This window comes from Phytobacter palmae (genome assembly GCF_039409775.1).
GTDB lineage: Bacteria > Pseudomonadota > Gammaproteobacteria > Enterobacterales > Enterobacteriaceae > Phytobacter > Phytobacter palmae.
This window is the reverse complement of the sequence record NZ_JBCIVJ010000004.1, coordinates 18,519-37,178: the sequence shown is the minus strand read 5'-3', so window position 1 is coordinate 37,178 and position 18,660 is coordinate 18,519. Positions and strand designations below refer to the sequence as shown.

Sequence of the window (18,660 nt, the reverse complement as noted above, 5' to 3'; positions counted from 1 at the left end):
CCTTATGCGCGCAGCGTGCGCTGTTCAATACGTTTTTCGAATTGGCCCTGGATCAGGCGATCGACGTAGATACCAGGGGTGTGGATCGCAGCGGGGTCGAGTTCACCCGGTGGCACAATCTCTTCCACTTCCACCACGGTTATCTTTGCGGCGGTGGCCATCAGCGGGTTGAAATTTTGCGCCGTGTGGCGGTAGATGACATTGCCGTACCAGTCGGCCTTCCAGCCTTTAACGATGGCGAAATCACCGGTAATTGCCGGCTCCAGAATGTAGGGGCGACCCGCAAATTCGCGTACCTCTTTGCCTTCGGCGACGGGGGTGCCATAACCGGTGGCGGTAAAAAAGGCCGGAATACCTGCGCCACCGGCGCGGATCTTCTCTGCCAGTGATCCCTGCGGCGTCAGTTCCACTTCCAGTTCGCCCTTGATCACAAGCTCTTCAAAAAGCGCATTTTCACCAACGTAGGAGGCGATGACTTTACGGACCTGGCGGCTTTCCAGCAGAACGCCGAGGCCAAAGCCGTCCACCCCGCAGTTATTGGATACCACCGTCAGGCCGTGTACATCGCGGCGGCGGATTTCGGCGATGAGATTTTCCGGAATACCGCACAGGCCAAAGCCGCCTGCCAGTACCGTCATATTGTTGCTAAGCCCCTCGAGTGCCTCTTGATAACTCGCGACGCGTTTATCCAGTCCAGCCATTCGTTTGCCCCTGTGTTGTCCTTTTGCGGCATCATCCGGGGCGAAAAATGATTTGTTAATTTTGATTTTGTGACACATTGATTTGCTTTTCTTATTAATCTTTTGTTAATTAATCTTTTTCAATAAGTTAATGAAATGATAAATGAGAATGACCATCAAACAGTTACGCGCGTTTTTAGCGGTAGCTCACACTCTTAACTTCGCCCATGCGAGCGAAAAGCTGAATATGTCGCAACCAGCCCTTAGCCTGGCGATTCGGGGGCTGGAAGAGGTTCTGGGGGGCGCATTACTGACGCGTACCACGCGACGGGTCACCCTGACGCCGGAAGGCGAGGCGCTATTTCCGATGGCGCGTCAGCTTATTGCTGATTGTGATAATGCCGAAGAGGCGCTGCGTCAGCGTTTTACGTTACAGAGAGGAAAAGTGTCGGTTGCCGCAATGCCCTCGTTTGCTGCCAACGCGCTGCCTCCCGTGCTCAAGGCGTTCCGCGATCGCTATGCGGGCATTAACGTGACTGTGCACGATGTGATTAATGAACAGGTGATTGAGATGATAAGCGACGGGCGGGTGGAGATGGGGATCGCTTTTGAACCCGAACCCGCGTCCAGTCTGCACTTTACGCCGCTGGCAATGGACCGCTTTCTGGCGGTGGTGCCGCGAGACTGTCCACTGGCGCAAAAAGAGCAGGTCAGCTGGCGTGAACTGCTTAAGCTCGATTTTATTACTCTGCAACGGCCTTCTGCGGTACGCATCATGCTTGAAGAGATACTCGCCCGTAGCGGGCATAAGCTGGAAGTGGCCTTCGAAAGCCATCAGCTGGTGACGGTAGGCCGTATGGTGGCAAGTGGCCTTGGCGCAAGCGCAGTGCCTGCGTTGTGCGAAAAACAGATGATCGAACTGGGGGCCGTATGTGTGCCGTTGATCAATCCAGTGATTGAACGGCGCGTGGGGATTATTCGTCTCGATCACGCGCAGCTTTCCACGGCGGCGCAGGCGCTGCTCAATACGCTTCGCGCCGCTTACCACGTCACCTGATCAGCGGAATGTGCGGTGCGGCGTCGGCAGGCAAATGGCCTGTCAGGCGCGGATCGGCCTGTACTTCAACCTGAAAAGCGTAAGGGACAAAGCCTGAGCGGATATAAAAACTGAGCGCTGACGGATGGTCAAAGGTACAGGTGTGCACCCAGAACCGTTCGATGGGTTTGGCCCAGGCGCGCTCTGTCGCTTTGCTCATAATGGCGCGACCCAGCCCTTTGCCGGTTGTCCCCTCAGTCAGCCCCAGAAACACCAGCTCACATTGACCGGCCTCACTAAAATCCAGCTCAAGCATGCCGATCTCCTCAGCGCCATCGCGAATGACCCAGGCTTCAACATTCGGGTCGTTCAGAATAGCGGTCAGTTTGTCATCCGCCATATAGAGTCGGGAAAACCACAGCCATTTCGCGCCAATCTTGCGAAACAATGCGCGGTAGGCAACCAAATCGACATTTACCAGCGGTTCCAGCGTGATGCCCTCGGGCAGAGGTAAGGTTTTTTGTTGTGGTTTTGCCCGCATTTCGAGACAGGTGACGACTGATGCCACATGTCCCGGTGGAACGTCGGAATAACCTAAGGCGATGGGGGGGTTAGCAGTGCTCATCTATTTTCCTTAATTGCAGGTGTGTGCTCTCAGTTATTTCAGGACAGACTACATCTTTCAACTGGATTTTAATATAATCGCATGAAATCGCGGCTTTTTATTTTAGTTAAGGTCAGTAATGAAATTTACAAGAGCAGTAATAATTGCTTTTAGTCTTCTTCTTTTGCAAGGTTGTGACAGCCAGGAAACGAAAGTTAAAAAGTTATTAAAGTGTGGTTTAGCTGTTGATGAATTAGGCAATGAACATGCGCAGGACAATTATAAAAAGAACAGTATGCTATTTTTCGGTACCACCCCACCCGCATTAAGCCATAACGAGATGGTTAAAATTGGCGATAAAGCAAGAGAAGAGCTGTGGATGGATAGCAGAAACAGTCGCGGCACGGTACAAAAATTACTCGAAGTCTACGGCGAAAAATATTGCGTCGAGCTGCATCAGGAGCCGAATGATAAAAATATTAAGATGCTAAAACAATTGATGTGACCCAGGTAGCGCATGAGTGCCAGAGGTAATGACTAAAAACATTCACAGCATATTACCCCTGAACTGGACAAATTTGCGTTAAGTGTATTGAAGTTTGCCTTGTAAGCTATTTCAGAGAACTACTTATAAAGCGGAACTATTACTGCTGGCACAGGGTTTTAACTTTTCTCCCGGAGTCGAAACCCGGCAAGCTCACTATCCCAATTAATACGGTAGACAGCTTCCAGGGTAGCGAAGCGGACATTGTTCTCTATTCAGTGGTACAAACTCGCGGTAATTTACGTCTCATTCCTGGCTGGAAACGTTTGAATGTCGCCTGCTCAAGGGCAAGAGAGAATCTTATCTTTTTCAGTGATTTTAATTTCCTGAAATCGAAAAGAGACAGTAATGAGCGAAACCTTTTTATCGGGGTGATCGCGCAAATTCCGCCTGAGGGGATCATATTGGTACCAGGCCTGCCAGAAAAGAGAACGCAGACAAAGGGAGTCCGCGTAAATCTGTATAACGGCGTTTTTGGCCTGAAAGGTACGAACGCTGAATAAACAGTCCAGGGGAGGGTATCCCTCTGGACTGCACTGACACTTAATTGCCCCAGCGGCTTTTCAGATAATTGACGGCTTGCTGCGTTTGTGGCTGGTTCAGGTAATCTTCACGGAACAAAATTGTGCCTTTTATTTGCGGCGTCGATTCATTCAAATCAAGCTGTTTTTTCAGTTCCGGTACGCCGCCATTTACCGTCCAGTCCGGCTCATTCTTTGAGGGCTCACCCACTTTATACAGCGCAACGCCAATATAAAGGCGGGTTTTGGTCGGTTTTACAACGTCTGCCCACCATTTTGCCAGCACGTCATAACGCGCCGCGTCACGGGCAAACGGCCAGTACAACTGCGGAGCGATATAATCCAGCAAGCCTTGCTGTACCCAACGGCGGGTATCAGCGAAAGACTCATCATAAGCGGCGGCACCACGCGTGTCGGAACCTGCCGGGTCGAAAGAGCGGTTACGCCATACCCCGGCAGGGCTGACACCAAACTCAACATTCGGGTTAATCTGTTTAATGGTGCGGGAAACCTGCTCAATCAGCTGCTGCGTATTATGACGTCGCCAGTCAGCCTTCGAAGCAAACCCCTGACCATATTTTCTGAACGTCTCGCCATCATTAAGCGCAGAGCCCGGCGTCTCGGTATAAAAATAGTCATCGAACTGCACGCCATCGACCGGATAACGGCTAACCACCTCCGCCACAATACTGGTTATCCAGTCGCGCGCATCGGGAATGCCCGGATCAAGGACATACCGATCACCCGCTGTACGCACCCAGTCGCGGTGCAGGACAAAGACGCTGGACGGATTCAGAGGCAGAGTGGAGTTTAACTCCGCCACGGTAGACGGTTTGATATTGGTGGATACGCGGTAAGGGTTAAACCAGGCATGAACGCGCATACCGCGTTTGTGCGCTTCATCAAGCATAAACTGCAGCGGATCGTAGCCCGGATCCTGACCAATTTTCCCTGTGAGAGTATCGGACCAGGGCAGGATTTTTGACGGCCACAGCGCCGTGCCGTCCGGTTTTACCTGAAAAAAGACGGTGTTGATACCAAGACTTTTGAGCTTATCCAGCTTCACCCGCATCGCTTGCTGCTGCTGATTAATACGGCTTTGCGCACTGCCGACGCCATTCACCGAGGCAAGCGGCGGCCAGTCAAGGCGGGAAACCGTTGCCAGCCAGATCCCGCGCACCGGCTCATTGTTTTGCAGAGGTTTATCCGCGAGGGGATGTTTAGCGACCGGCGGAAGTGGGGTAACGAGCGAAACGGGTGGTTTTGAGGTACAACTGGCGAGTAAAAACGCCGCGGCCATAAACACACTGGTTTTTTTGATTCTCGTTAATGGAATAAAACGACGTGAGCGGTTAATGGGATACTCCAGTATTTCAGGTTGTCGCCTGGAGGCACATTTTCGGCTTATTACGGGGTAAGTCAATGCGTTAAAGCCTGTTGCGCGCAAGCACTGAGCAGCCAACCGATATTGTAGTGCCAGTGGTATCGACAACATGCAGGGCTTAATGCATGACAGGATCGGGCAAATTCTGACTTAATACGCAGAAAAATAGTCTTTTTTTGGAGCGCCTGTCGCTTTTAACGGCTTCGGTTATGCTTAGAAATGTATTCGTATCTTTCCTGGAAAAGCCCAAGGAAAAGCGCCAATGAAAACGCGAATAAGAAAACTAAAAAACCGATATCCGTTGCACATTCAGATAACCGTTCTTTTTACACTACTCATTGTTTCAATTGGCAGCATTATCATTCTTTTCAACCATAGTCGGCTGACAAAGCTTGCGGAAGTCAGCACACATCAACGCTACCAACAAACGGGTAAGGCGATGGCGGCGGAACTGAATTCGCTGACACGCACAATGGCGAGTTCGGTCAATATGCTGGCGAAGATGCCTGTCGCTGATGCTATGACAGAACCACAGCGCGTGGCGCAGTTGAGTAGCTTCATCACGATCCTGCAACAGAATGATTACGCCAGCTCCGTCTACAGTGCCTGGGACAACGGAGACTTTTTTATTCTTCGTCGGTTAACGAACCAAAATCGGGCGTTATTTAAAAGCCCGGCTAATGCCCAATGGCTGGTACAAAATTACCGATTTGAGGTAAATCCTCCCGAGAAAAAAGCGTTTTATTTAGACAGTGCGCAAAACATTATTTCATCGGCCACTGTGCCCTATGATAATTACGATCCCCGCACCCGGAAATGGTATACGCTCGCCCATGACGAAAAAGGACTGATTACCTCACCCAACTATATCTTTAAAGCCACAGGCGAAACCGGTTTTACCTACAGTCAGCGGGCTGATAATCAGCATGCGGTCATTGGACTCGATGTTTCTCTCGCTTTACTTTCCGCCTTTTTGCAACAACAAGGGCTACCGCCTGGCAGCCAGGCCGCCATCTTGTCAGAGTCCGGTGAGATTATTGCCAGCCTGCCAACAGGTGAGGTTGGTAATAACGGCGGTTTGAAAATGGATAACTTGCCGGTATTACAATCATTACTGACACATGAAGATGCCAGGCGCAGTCGTATCTTCAATGTTGGAAACGAAGACTGGTATGGCTCAGTGGTTAACATTCATAGTTCGGGAAATGACTACCGACTGGTGATTGCCACCCCGGCGGCTTTTTTGACGGCCGATGCCAGTGCAATCAGCGATCGTTCTACGTTGATCGCTTTCCTGTTACTCCTCCTCAGCCTGCCGGTTATCTGGTATTTCTCGCGCAAAATCTCTCATCCGTTGCTCAGACTGCGTGAAGATGCGGAGGAGATAAGCCAGTTAAATTTTGAGGCCGAAGAGCGTCCTGGTGGTCGCTCGATCATCGAAGAGATAGATGACTTGCATACTGCGATGGCAAAAATGAAACAGACGCTGATCAAATTTATTTCGATGGGCAGTATGCTGACCGTTAAGAATAATTTTACCCAGCAGATGCAGGGACTACTGACCGAAACGACGGAAATCGCTGACATGACCGGCGGAATGGTTTTTCTTTCCAGTCAGGATGCGAATGTTTTCACGCCTGCCGCATTTCGTTGGCGTGAGGAAAACATCGATTTCTCGGACATTGAGCCGCTCGCCGTTGACCATGAACACTACGCCAGGTTCTGGCAACTCTTACAGGGGCAGACGGTAAGCGGCATGTTGACCCGTGAAAATATCCCCCCGTCACTGCTGGCGTTTCTTTTACCGCATCTCCCGGTGCGTTACGTCGCCGTACCTATGCAAACCCACGATAATCACCCCATGGGTTTCCTGCTGCTTTTTAATACCGATGTGCTGAGCGATAAACAGGAAAATGCAAAAATTCAGTTGATTAATTCGCTGGTCGGCATGCTTTCGGTGGCGATCGAAGCGCAACATCTTTTGGCAGAACAGAAGAAACTGCTCAATGCCTTCATTAAACTGATCGCCGGGGCGATTGATGAGAAAAGTCCCTATACCGGTGGTCATTGCCAGCGCGTCCCGGTTATCACAAAAATGCTGGCAAAAGCCGCCGTAGAAGCACAAGACGGGCCTTTCGCCAGCTTTACGCTTTCCGCAAATGAGTGGGACGAATTACATACTGCCTGCTGGCTGCATGATTGCGGGAAGATCACCACCCCGGAAGTTGTCGTGGATAAAGCCACCAAGCTTGAGCAGATCTACAACCGGATCCATGAAATCCGCATGCGCTTTGAGTTGCTTAAACGGGAAAAAGAAATTGAGTTTTTGCGCCATCACGGGGAGGGCACTGATGCGCAGGCGCTGCAAGCGACGCTGCGCCAGCTTGATGACGATTTCTACTTTATTGCCCGCTGTAATATTGGCAGCGAGTTTCTCTCTGATGATGCACTGGCACGTATTAGTAAGATTGCCAACTACCGCTGGACGCGCACACTCGACGATACTGTGGGCATATCACAAGAGGAGTTGATGCGTAAACAACGTCAGCCCGCCGCGACGTTACCCGCACAGGAGCCGATGCTCGCAGATAAAGAAGAGCACATCGTCTACCGCACCGATGTCAGTAAAGAGGCTGACAGATATCACTTCAAACTGAAAAAACCGCTGCACCAGTATAACTATGGCGAAATTTATAATTTGCGTATCCGGCGCGGCACGTTGAATGAGGAAGAGCGCTACAAAATCAACGAACACATTATGCAGACCATTATCATGCTGGATAATCTGCCATTCCCACGCACAATGGCCAATGTGCCGACGATTGCTGGTGGACATCATGAACGGGTAGACGGCAAAGGCTATCCATATCAGCTTAATGATTCGCAGATGAGTATGCAGGTCAAAATGCTGGCGATTGCCGATGTTTTCGAAGCATTAACGGCCATTGACCGACCGTATAAACCGGGGAAATTGCTTTCTGAAGCGCTGGGTATCATGGTCAGCATGGTCAATGAACATCACCTGGACCGGGAGCTGTTTATCCTCTTCCTGCAATCGGGCGTCTGGCTTGATTATGCTCAAACCTATCTGGATCCCGAGAAAACGGACAACGTGAATGTTTCGGCGCTGGTGGCAAAAATTAAGCCGCAGCACGTTGAAGGGGTAACGCCAGAAACCAGCCAGGCTTAAATACCGTAGGTCGCTGCCCCGAAGCGAGCAGGGCATCCGCTCGCTTCGGGTTGCGCAGTCTTATTCAAATAAACTGCGATGAAGTGCTTTAACTGCACTGTCTGAGGAGGCTGCGGGTAGCAGGAAACAGAGCTTATGGTCGGAGGCGCCGTGGCAAATCATCCGCACGTGATGTTTTTCCAGCTCAGCGAACACATCTTTGCAGACACCTGATGCCTGAGTCAGGTCGTTACCAATAAGGGTTACCAGGTCCAGGCCGGTTTCCAGCTCGACGCGACAACGGGAGGAGAGTTCAGTCAACAACGAGGTGGTCAGTGAGTCTGCATCACCTGAGGTGGCGCCCGATGCGTTGAGGATCAGCGCGATGCTGGTTTCTGAGGTGGTCACCAAATCAATCGCCGTATTATGACGAGAGAGCAGCGCAAACATCTCAGCCAGGAATACACACGCAGGCTGGGAATTGAGACTATGCAATTTCAGCAGCGTCTGTTTACGACGCACGGCCAGCGCACGGTAGCGGGGGGGATTATCCGCATGGCAGCACACCAGCGTACCGCCCGCAGACGGATTTTTGCTGGAGCCCACAAAGACCGGAATATTTTTGCGCATCGCCGGCAGCATGGTGGCCGGATGCAACACTTTGGCTCCATAGGCCGCCATTTCGCTGGCCTCGGAAAATGAGACGTTATCCATGCGCTGTGCCTGGGGAACAATACGCGGATCGGTAGTGTAAATCCCGGCAACATCGGTCCAGATATCCACGCGTGCGGCATGTAATGCCTCGCCAAACAGTGAGGCACTGTAATCGCTACCGCCACGACCCAGCGTTGTGGTGTGCCCCTTCGCATCACTGCCAATAAACCCCTGCGTGATCACTATCGCCTGTTCCAGACGAGGACGCAGCTGTTTTTCCGCCAGTTCTGCGGTTGCCTCTGGCACAGGTTCTGCGCAGCCGAAACAGTCATTTGTACGAATCACTTTTCGTGCGTCAAACCACTGTGTTTCAACGCCGCGTTCACGCAACACCTCAACAAACAGCAGACTGGACATCAGCTCACCGTGGCTGACTAACGCATCGTTCAACGCAGTTGAACTGACACTGGCCGCTTCTTCGGCAAGACGGCTGATGTTGTCGAGCAGATGGTCGATTTCCTGACTAATAGCCGTTGGCTGGCTCAGACGGGAAATAATGTTGTACTGGATGGCGCGTAGCGTTTCAATTTTGTCCGTGCGTTCACCACTCTCCAGGCCAGCGGACAATTCCACTAACAGATTGGTGACGCCAGCAGAGGCGGACAATACAACCAGACGAACATTTTGATCGGCAAGGACGATGGAGGCACTACGGTTCATCGCGTCAAAATCAGCAACACTGGTGCCACCAAATTTTGCAACAACGATTTGTGGATAAATGCGAGTCATAACAATCTCATATCAGGGCGCCATATAAGGAATGGCATGAAAATTTTCATTCTCGGCATAAGGGAAGCGGGCTGCGTGAAGGGGATATTCCCGTTACGTCAGCGGCTTACGCCTTACGAAATGTCCGCCCGCGAACATTTCTGATTACAACCCAGGATGTTGCTCCCGTTGTCGATAACATGTTTGCCTGTAACGCGTTACCGGGGTGTTACTTATTTATGACTTAAATTATTAATTTCCTTTTACAATACGCGTTTCTTCTTTGTCGCGCAGGGTTAAGCTGTCGTGAAAATGTCACGTTTGCTCATTAATTTTGGTAAACGTAATCGCTGCCTTTACTCAGTATCGCGATGTACGGGGATTTTATCGCGGGCATAGTAAGTGATTTAACCCGCCGGATCGATAATTTCCTTACGCTTTATGGCAAAGAAGTAAAAAAAATAATAAGGCACTCAAATGCTTCCATCATCTTTAACTTTAAAAGCCAGAAAAGCCAGAATAAATAACCATAATATAGGTTAAGTCGCTTCTGTTATCGTGGCGTTGTACATAAATCAGGCATTACTCACTAAGTAACAGAATTAGTTACAAATTATGATGCTTACAATAAAGCCAGTTGAGTTGTTTCTCATTGATTTCAAATAAAAATGTTTCAAAACGGTGTGGAAAATAAAATATTGAGTCCGTTGCTAAAAAAACATATATTAGCCGCGTTTTTTTACACCCCCCTTAAACATTAATTCAACCCGGCGTTAATCATACCCGCGGTTGTAGGAGTGATATGATGACGGATAAAGTCCGTATTGATACTTTGAGTGCTAATTCATTACCGCAAAGCAATGAAACCTTTTTAGCAAGACAAGCTGAGTTTGAATCCAATGTCCGCAGCTATCCGCGCAAATTGCCTTTAGCAATTGCCAAAGCGCAGGGCGTCTGGATCACTGATGTGGAGGGCAATCAATATCTTGACTGCCTCGCAGGTGCCGGGACGATGGCGCTTGGTCATAACCATCCTGAAGTGCTTCAGAGCATCCAAAGTGTCATTACCAGTGGCTTACCGTTACATACGCTCGACCTGACCACGCCGTTGAAAGATGAGTTTTCATCTTATCTTCTGTCGCTGTTACCGGGTCAGGGTAAAGAATACTGCCTGCAATTTACCGGTCCTTCTGGCGCAGACGCCGTTGAAGCCGCACTGAAACTGGCGAAAAAGGTCACAGGCCGTTCTGGCGTGATCAGCTTCTCCGGTGGTTACCATGGCATGACCCATGGCGCGCTCTCCGTGACGGGTAACCTGTCACCGAAAGAAGCCGTTAACGGTATGATGCCAGAAGTGCAGTTTATGCCGTATCCGAACCAGTACCGTTGCCCGCTGGGTATCGGTGGTGAAGCCGGCGTCAAAGCGCTGACTTACTACTTCGATAACCTGATCAATGACGTTGAGAGCGGTGTACGTAAGCCTGCTGCTGTGATCCTGGAAGCCGTACAAGGCGAGGGCGGTGTTAACCCGGCCCCGGCTGAGTGGCTGCAGCGTATCCGTAAAGTGACGCAAGAACACGGCATTATGCTGATTATCGACGAAGTACAGGCTGGTTTTGCCCGTACCGGTAAATTGTTCGCCTTTGAACACGCAGGCATCGAGCCTGACATCATTGTCATGTCCAAAGCTGTCGGTGGCGGTTTGCCGCTGGCTGTACTGGGTATCAAAAAACAGTTCGACGCCTGGGCGCCGGGCCACCACACCGGTACTTTCCGTGGCAACCAGCTGGCAATGGCAACAGGCCTGACCACGCTGAAAATCCTGAAAGACGATCGTATTGCCGATAAAGTCGCTGTGCAGGGCGAGTGGCTGAAAGGCAAACTGGCCGAGCTGCAGCAACGTTACCCGGTCATCGGTCACATTCGCGGTCTGGGTCTGATGATCGGTATTGAGATCGTTAAACCGCACGAAGCGCAGGATCATATGGGTTGCTACCCGGCTGATGGCGAACTGTCTGCACTGCTGCAGAAAGAGTGCTTCAAAGCGGGGCTGATTCTGGAGCGCGGTGGTCGTAACGGTTGCGTACTGCGTCTGCTGCCTTCGCTGCTGATCAGCAATGCAGAGCTGGAAATCTTCCTGGATAAATTTGAAACCGCGTTGCTGAACGCTGGCGTTAAGCCTGTTTAATCGGAGTTGTCGATCGCATGTCTGATATTAATCCGATTCTGTCAGGTTCTGAGCAGAGCATTGCTGCCTATCAGGACGCCATTGAGCAAAGCACGAAAGCCGTTGTGCAATGGTTACAGCAACCTGAGATGTATCAGGGCAAGACCGTCGAGCAGCTCCGCGAGCGCATCAATTTAGAGTTTAACTCTCAGGGCCTGGGTAACCAGGCCGCTATTGAGCGCGCCGTTGAGTACTTCCTCAAAGACAGTCTGTCCGTGCACCACCCGCAGTGTGTGGCGCATCTGCACTGCCCGAGCCTGGTGATCAGCCAGGCGGCGGAAGTGCTGATCAACGCCACTAACCAGAGTATGGACTCCTGGGATCAAAGCCCGTCTGCCACCATCATGGAAGTGAAGCTGGTTGAATGGCTGCGTGAGCAGGTCGGTTTCGGGGCGGGCGACGCGGGTGTGTTCACCAGCGGCGGTACGCAGAGTAACCTGATGGGCCTGATGCTGGCGCGTGATGCGTTCTTTGCTCGTCAGGGCCACTCTGTTCAGCAGAACGGCTTAACGGGCGATCTCAGCAAACTCAAAGTGTTCTGTTCTGAAAATGCGCATTTCTCCGTGCAGAAGAACATGGCGCTGATGGGGCTGGGTTACCGTTCTGTCACACTGGTGAAAACTGACGAATTCTCGCGTATGGACGTAAGCGATCTGTCCGCGAAACTGGCGCAGGCGAAAGCCAACGGTGAGCAGGTGATGGCGATTGTCGCAACCGCCGGCACCACCGATGCGGGGGCAATCGACCCGCTGGCAGATATCGCGGCACTGGCAGCGAAAGAGGGGATCTGGGTTCACGTCGATGCAGCCTGGGGCGGCGCGTTGCTGCTGTCTGAGAAGTATCGTCACTACCTGAACGGCCTTGAGTTAGTGGATTCCGTAACCCTGGACTTCCACAAACAGTTCTTCCAGACCATTAGCTGTGGCGCATTCTTGCTGAAAGACGCGCGTCACTATCAGCTGATGCGTTACCAGGCGGCCTACCTGAACTCCGACTTTGACGAAGAGCACGGCGTTCCGAACCTGGTATCGAAGTCTTTACAGACTACCCGCCGTTTCGATGCCCTGAAATTATGGATGGGTCTTGAAGCACTGGGTCAGAAGAAATATGCCGAAATCATCGATAACGGTGTGACGCTGGCGCAGGATGTGGCTGCCTGGGTTCTTGAGCAGCCGCAACTGGAACTGGTCATGAAGCCGCAGCTGGCGAGCGTACTGTTCCGCTTCCGTCCGGTGCAGGGTGATACGGCATTTGTTGCCCTGTTGAACCAGCGTATCGGCGATGCGCTGCTGGCTTCTGGCGCGGCGAACGTGGGTGTAACCGAAGCAGACGGCGTTACCTGCCTGAAACTGACGTTGCTGAACCCGACCGTAAACCTGCAGGACGTTAAAGTGCTGCTGGAAAGCGTGAAAGCGTGCGGTGCGCAACTGCTGAACGCCTGATTTAGCCCCTGGCCTGTAAAGACCGACAGCAGAAATGCTGTCGGTTTTTTTATGCCTGTTCAGCTGCGTCCATTCACCGGCTCATTCAGATCTGGCCCGATGTAGCGACCGCGCGGGCGAATAACCTTACAGGTGTTGATTTGTTCCATCGCATGCGCCAGCAGCCCGACGCTGCGGGCAACAGAGAAAAGAGCAAAGGCCGCATCGCCCTGTAGCCGGTAACGGGTCACCAGCGCAGCCAGTACCGCATCAATGTTGGGATAAAGGCCGGTCAGCGTGGTTACTTTTTCGATGAACCTGGCGATTTCATCCGGCGGCTCAAACTCTTCCAGCAGCGCAGTGGCGCGCGGATCGCCATCGGGATAAAGGTGGTGGCCAAAGCCTGGGATCGGCAGCGCCGAGGAGAGGTAACGGTTAACCACCTGCTCGGCGCTGGAACGCTCGACCTCATCTAACAACGCTTTCACGCGAGGGGTGGCATCGCCGTGTAGCGGACCGGTGAAGGTCGCCAGCCCGGTCAGAAGACAGGCGGGTAACGATGCGCCGTTAGAGGCGGCAATACGTGTGGCAAACGCGGAACTGGTCAGCTCATGATCGGCAAGCAGCACCATCGCTTTACGTAAAATATCCGCCACATCCTTTTCTTTCCCCCAGCCCTTTGCCAGACGTTGATGAATCAGCAAAGACGGGTTATTTTCCGCACCGAATGTCGAGGCCAGATGCCCCACCAGTCTTGCCGCCTCCGCATGCAAGACGCGTGGTGTGCGTCCATGCGTGGAATGGCCCGTAGCAGTGGCCGCCGCCAGCGCCACAAAAGCATGCGTGCGATCCGGCGGGCAAGGCGGGTAATCGCGCTCCTGAATAGAAAATGCCTCCAGAGTTTCCGCATCCCATAGCAGGCGGGCAGTCTCTTCCAGCGTTGCCTCTTTGGCAAAGTTGACCGCATCTTTTCCCCGGTAGTACAGACGACCACGGGCAAACGTTGAGATGGCGGTTGGAATACTGGGCTCTGTGCCAAAAAGGGTATTCGCAGCGAGGGTTTCCCGCTTCCGGCCCTGCTGTTTTTTCTGTTTCAGCTTTTGAATATTCTCGGCGCTGTACAGGCTGCGACGGATATTCTGCGGATCCGGATGTGAGGCAATCAATCCACGGCTAACGTACGCATAGATCGTTTGTGCGCGTACGCCAAGATAGTCCTGAACATCCTCCAGCGTAAGCCATGTCGCTTTGTTCTTGGGTTCCATCGTTGAGCCTGAAAATAGGGTGATAAGCAATTTTGGTGCAGCCATGTGGCGGGACCAGGATTTTGCATGCCCGCCACCAGAGTTAACGGGCGAGGGCGGCATGACGCATTTCAGCCAGACCTCATTATTGAACCGAATCAATAAACTTTATATTTCACTCGGTGTTCAATCAATGTTGATTGACATAATCAACTGATAAACAGATCGCAAAATGGTCAGATATTGCTAAAAACGTCGCTTTTAAGACGAAAATAAGAGGCGCACCGCTTCGTTTACACCTGTCGTGGCATTTTGAGATACCGTAAACAGAGAGTTGTCAACAAACAAATGCAATCTATCGCTCATTCATCACACAACCAGACGATGATGGCGGATATTTATATTGATTAATTTAATCAAGATTGATCCTGACCAGCCCTTATTCTACCGTCAAATAAGTACTCAATGATAAAAACGAAAAATTGAATTACGGTGAAAAATGGCTGTTATTGCAGAATGTGATAAACACAAGGGGATTGATGGTTACGTGGTGCGTTATTAATTTTTGTAACGACGGCAAACTCTTGCGTGAGTTTGCAATAACCATATTCTCTGTAGCAAATGATGGACATTTTTGCCGACCAGAACATTTACCTCATAACTATTATCTTCCTGAAAATACAGGTAGAGAAATATAAAGAACACCTACAAATCTGTGAAGGAAAAAATATGAACCATGTACATCAACAAGAGCTTACCGAGGCAGCAAGAGTTGCCGACGTGGCAACATCCGTAAAGCCAACACGCATTCGTTATTATATGCTTGCCCTGATATTATTTGCCACAATAATCAACTTTGTTGATCGGTCAAGTCTCGGCATTTTAGCGCCATTTATCAGTAAAGATCTGACGTTAGATAAAGTTCAGATGGGGCAGATTTTCGCCGCATTTGGCCTGACTTACGCCTTCGCGCTTGTTCCTGGCGGTATTATTGCCGACGTACTGGGGTCGCGTATTGCTTACGCATTTTCACTGATCACCTGGTCACTGGCTACGATGACGCAAGGGTTAGCCGGTGGTTTTAATATGTTGTTCGGCTCACGTCTGGCAATTGGCGCCCTTGAAGCGCCCGCTTTTCCGTCTAATGCCCGTGCGGTGACTATGTGGTTTCCCACTGGCGAGCGTGGTTTTGCCACCAGTGTCTATGTCATGGGGCAGTATATTGGTACGCCTTTATTTACCGGATTGCTGCTGTGGATCGCAAACGGTTTTGGCTGGCGATCCGCCTTCTATTTAACCGGTGGGGCGGGTCTCATCTTCGGTATTCTGTGGTATATCTGGTATCGCGATCCGTTAAATCACCGTTCAGCCAACGAAGCCGAACTGAAACATATTCGTGAAGGTGGCGGTCTTGTCGGCAAAAAAGAGCGTGATCGTTTTGACTGGAAAAATGCGCTGCGTCTGTTAAAACACCGTCAGATTCTGGCGATTTGTCTGGGTAAATTCTGTAATAATGCCATCCTGGTGTTCTTCACGACCTGGTTTATGACCTATCTGGTTGAAGAGCGTCAAATGACGATGATCAAAGTGGGTATTTTCCAGGCGTTACCATTTCTGGGAGCAACTGCCGGGATATTACTGGCTGGCTTTTTCTCCGATTTCTTTATTCGCCGCGGTTATTCTATGTCGGTGGCCCGCAAAGCGCCGTTGATTATTGGTACGTTGTTAGGTTCCTCCATTCTGTTAGTTAACTTCGTAACATCGAATGAAATAATCATTGTTATTTTAACCATCTCTTTCTTTGCCCAGGGTGTTGGCTCATCCTCCTGGGCTGCGGTATCTGAAATTGCACCGCGTCAATATATAGGATTAACCAGTAGTATCACCAGTCTTGCTGCCAATATTGCCGGTGTCACTACGCCGATAATGATTGGTTATATTCTCCATGTTACCGGCCAATTCTTTTGGGCGCTCAATATGATGGGGATTATGTGTTTGATTGGCGCCTTTGCCTATTCATTCCTGCTGGGGCCATTGTCCCGTATCGAAATGGATTAAGGCGCGTACCACGATATCAATTCATTAATAGCACAATGATTACTCACTGATTTATCCAGCCTGTGTCGTAATTGATTCTCAGCATCAGGGAACCAGGCTGGAAATGTTCATAGGGAGAAAGAAAGTGATTACGTTTAAATGGGACCATTTACAACTGCGCAGCCCCGACCCGGAATTGACCGCGTTATGGTTTGAACGTTGCCTGGATGCTGAAATCATCCGAAAACCTGGCAAAGTCGATATCCGCCTTGCCGGAATTGATATCTTTATCGCGCCGGTGGGTGAAGGTGATGGCGTTGCGCCGGCACCACTGCCGCCATATCAGGGGCTGGACCATTTTGGCCTTACCGTCGACAACCTTGATGATGTCGCCGCCGAACTAAAACAACGCGGCGTGGTGTTCACCCAGCAGCCGAAAACACTTCGCCCCGGCGTGCGCGGATGCTTTATTCGCGGACCACAAAATATTGCCATCGAAATACTTGAACGACATCTGCCATAAATGGCGACGTGTACAGGTAATAACGACAAACACACCAGCCATTGATTGGCGAAACCAGGAACTGATGTTATGAAACCCAGCATTTTACAATTAAATCCAATTCTGATTCCCGCCATTAGCGAGAAATTAAATTCCCTTTATACCGTGCATCGCTATTTCGAGATCGCAGATAAAGAAGCCTTTATTAAAGAATACGGTAATAGTATTCGCGGTGTTGTTTCTGGCGGCCACACGGGCATTAGCAATGCACTTATGGAAAAACTGCCCGCGCTTGAAGTGGTCGCTATTAATGGCGTTGGTGTGGATGCGGTCGATCTGGACTACGCCCGCAAACGCGGTATTCATGTTACCGCCACGCTTGGCGCGCTGACAGAAGATGTGGCTGACCTTGCCATTGGCCTGCTGATCGCAACCTGCCGCGGTATCTGTTCCGGCGATCGCGTGGTGCGTAACGGGCTGTGGGCGAAAAATCCGCATCCGGGTTCCATACCACTTTCCCGTCGTTTCAGCGGTATGCGGGTCGGTATTGTCGGAATGGGACGGGTAGGGCGCGCCATTGCCGCCCGCGCATCAGCATTCGGATGCCCGATCAGCTATACCGACCTGCATGCCATGCAAGACCTTGATTACCCGTTTATTGCTGATCTTCAGGAACTGGCCCGCCAGAGCGACGCGCTAATCCTTTCCGCTTCTGCGGACAAAGCGGAAGGCATTATTAATGCCGCCGTCCTTGATGCGCTGGGACCGGATGGTTTCCTCGTGAACATCGCTCGCGGAAAACTGGTCAATGAGCCCGATCTGGTCGCGGCCTTAACCGAAGGACGCATCAGCGGGGCGGGGCTGGATGTTTTCGTTGATGAACCGAATGTTCCTGAGGTGCTTTTTGGTCTGGACAGCGTTGTGTTGCAGGCGCATCGCGCCAGTGCCACGGTGGAGACGCGTACTGCGATGGGGGAAATGGTGCTGGCAAGTCTGGCTCAGGCGCTTTCCGGGCAGCGTCCCGAGAACAGTCTAACCCGTTGAGCAGGACTGCTATTATTCTGTTTATCAAACTATTAAATAAAGGAAGCAGTGATGATCACCTCAAGAAAGGTTGCGCTGGTCACCGGCGCGGGCACCGGGATTGGCAGGGCAACGGCGCTGGCGCTGTTCCGTGCCGGTTATTTTGTCGTTCTCGCGGGTCGCCGTCTGGATCCGCTACTGGAGACAGTTGCTGCGATGGAAGACAGCAGCGATGTCGGCCAGACGATGGTCGTCCCAACTGATGTTACCGACCCCGAATCGGTTAATGCGCTGTTTGCGCGGATCAAGGATAAACTGGGGCGCCTTGACGTGCTGTTTAATAATGCCGGCACCAATTTTCCCGGTATCCCCTTTGAAGAGCTGAGCTACGAGAAGTGGTCCGCCGTGGTGAATGTCAATCTGACCGGAATGTTCCTTTGTGCTCAGGGTGCATTCCGCCTGATGAAGGAACAAACCCCGCAGGGGGGCCGTATCATTAACAATGGATCTGTTTCGGCGCACGCGCCACGTCCTGATTCGGCAGCCTATACGGCAACCAAGCATGGCGTGACCGGGCTGACGAAGAGCATTTCGCTCGATGGCAGAAAGTACGATATCGCCTGTGGGCAGATTGATATAGGTAATGCGTATACGGAACTATCGCAGCGGATGTCTAAAGGCGTGAAGCAGGCCAATGGCGAACTGGCGGTGGAAGCGATGATGGATGTGTCGCAGGTCGCTAACAGCGTGGTCTACATGGCCAGCGTTCCGCTTGATACCAATGTGCAGTTTATCACCGTGATGGCGACCAAAATGCCGTTTGTCGGGCGCGGTTAGACGCTCAGC

At 51.3% G+C, this 18,660-nt stretch carries 15 protein-coding genes; 10 read left to right on the top strand and 5 right to left on the bottom strand.

What is annotated here, in order from left to right:
* Positions 1 to 2: 2 nt before the first annotated feature.
* Positions 3 to 701: a CoA transferase subunit A gene (locus AAIG39_RS06895; RefSeq protein WP_090084595.1), complete on the bottom strand. Its 699-nt coding sequence runs from the start codon at positions 699 to 701 to the stop codon at positions 3 to 5.
* 142 nt (positions 702 to 843) lie between these two features.
* On the opposite strand from AAIG39_RS06895, the gene AAIG39_RS06890 reads away from it, so the two are divergent.
* Entirely contained in the window at positions 844 to 1,737 is an 894-nt protein-coding gene (locus AAIG39_RS06890; RefSeq protein WP_343193485.1) for a LysR family transcriptional regulator, read from the top strand.
* On the opposite strand, the gene AAIG39_RS06885 is transcribed toward AAIG39_RS06890, so the two are convergent.
* The gene (locus AAIG39_RS06885; RefSeq protein ID WP_249568805.1) at positions 1,730 to 2,341 is read right to left on the bottom strand and encodes a GNAT family N-acetyltransferase; all 612 of its coding nucleotides are present in this window, start codon (positions 2,339 to 2,341) and stop codon (positions 1,730 to 1,732) included. The two genes, AAIG39_RS06890 and AAIG39_RS06885, sit on opposite strands and share 8 nt — an antisense overlap.
* Before the next feature lie 118 nt (positions 2,342 to 2,459).
* Between AAIG39_RS06885 and AAIG39_RS06880 the strand changes: the two genes are divergently transcribed.
* Together AAIG39_RS06880 and AAIG39_RS25675 are read left to right on the top strand one after the other, a co-directional pair.
* Positions 2,460 to 2,825, top strand: a complete 366-nt coding sequence (locus AAIG39_RS06880) for a hypothetical protein (RefSeq protein WP_090084415.1) — start codon at positions 2,460 to 2,462, stop codon at positions 2,823 to 2,825.
* 71 nt (positions 2,826 to 2,896) lie between these two features.
* Complete coding sequence (locus AAIG39_RS25675; RefSeq protein ID WP_425503279.1) at positions 2,897 to 3,367, top strand: AAA domain-containing protein; 471 nt, start codon at positions 2,897 to 2,899, stop codon at positions 3,365 to 3,367.
* A gap of 40 nt (positions 3,368 to 3,407) precedes the next feature.
* Here the strand turns inward: AAIG39_RS25675 and AAIG39_RS06875 are convergent, their stop codons facing one another.
* A complete protein-coding gene (locus AAIG39_RS06875; RefSeq protein ID WP_343193484.1) occupies positions 3,408 to 4,685 on the bottom strand; it encodes a glycoside hydrolase family 10-like protein in 1,278 nt (425 codons plus the stop codon).
* A gap of 346 nt (positions 4,686 to 5,031) precedes the next feature.
* Here AAIG39_RS06875 and AAIG39_RS06870 point away from each other — a divergent pair, with 346 nt between their 5' ends.
* On the top strand, positions 5,032 to 7,959 hold the full coding sequence (locus tag AAIG39_RS06870) for an HD domain-containing phosphohydrolase (protein WP_343193483.1): 2,928 nt from the start codon (positions 5,032 to 5,034) through the stop codon (positions 7,957 to 7,959).
* Between the two features lie 60 nt (positions 7,960 to 8,019).
* Here the strand turns inward: AAIG39_RS06870 and lysC are convergent, their stop codons facing one another.
* On the bottom strand, positions 8,020 to 9,381 hold the full coding sequence (gene lysC / locus AAIG39_RS06865) for a lysine-sensitive aspartokinase 3 (protein ID WP_343193482.1): 1,362 nt from the start codon (positions 9,379 to 9,381) through the stop codon (positions 8,020 to 8,022).
* Between the two features lie 781 nt (positions 9,382 to 10,162).
* Between lysC and AAIG39_RS06860 the strand changes: the two genes are divergently transcribed.
* Together AAIG39_RS06860 and AAIG39_RS06855 are read left to right on the top strand one after the other, a co-directional pair.
* Complete coding sequence (locus AAIG39_RS06860) at positions 10,163 to 11,548, top strand: diaminobutyrate--2-oxoglutarate transaminase (protein ID WP_071845871.1); 1,386 nt, start codon at positions 10,163 to 10,165, stop codon at positions 11,546 to 11,548.
* Positions 11,549 to 11,565: 17 nt separating this feature from the next.
* Positions 11,566 to 13,029, top strand: coding sequence for a pyridoxal phosphate-dependent decarboxylase family protein (locus AAIG39_RS06855; protein ID WP_343193481.1), 1,464 nt, complete (start codon positions 11,566 to 11,568; stop codon positions 13,027 to 13,029).
* 59 nt (positions 13,030 to 13,088) lie between these two features.
* On the opposite strand, the gene AAIG39_RS06850 is transcribed toward AAIG39_RS06855, so the two are convergent.
* Entirely contained in the window at positions 13,089 to 14,273 is a 1,185-nt protein-coding gene (locus AAIG39_RS06850) for a citrate synthase family protein (protein WP_343193480.1), read from the bottom strand.
* A 708-nt stretch (positions 14,274 to 14,981) separates the two neighbouring features.
* On the opposite strand from AAIG39_RS06850, the gene AAIG39_RS06845 reads away from it, so the two are divergent.
* From AAIG39_RS06845 to AAIG39_RS06830, 4 genes are all read left to right on the top strand, one after another.
* Complete coding sequence (locus AAIG39_RS06845; protein ID WP_090084593.1) at positions 14,982 to 16,310, top strand: MFS transporter; 1,329 nt, start codon at positions 14,982 to 14,984, stop codon at positions 16,308 to 16,310.
* A 124-nt stretch (positions 16,311 to 16,434) separates the two neighbouring features.
* A complete protein-coding gene (locus AAIG39_RS06840; protein WP_090084404.1) occupies positions 16,435 to 16,812 on the top strand; it encodes a VOC family protein in 378 nt (125 codons plus the stop codon).
* 69 nt (positions 16,813 to 16,881) lie between these two features.
* Positions 16,882 to 17,835, top strand: a complete 954-nt coding sequence (locus AAIG39_RS06835; RefSeq protein ID WP_090084403.1) for a 2-hydroxyacid dehydrogenase — start codon at positions 16,882 to 16,884, stop codon at positions 17,833 to 17,835.
* A gap of 51 nt (positions 17,836 to 17,886) precedes the next feature.
* Complete coding sequence (locus AAIG39_RS06830; protein WP_090084401.1) at positions 17,887 to 18,651, top strand: SDR family oxidoreductase; 765 nt, start codon at positions 17,887 to 17,889, stop codon at positions 18,649 to 18,651.
* Positions 18,652 to 18,660 lie beyond the last annotated feature (9 nt).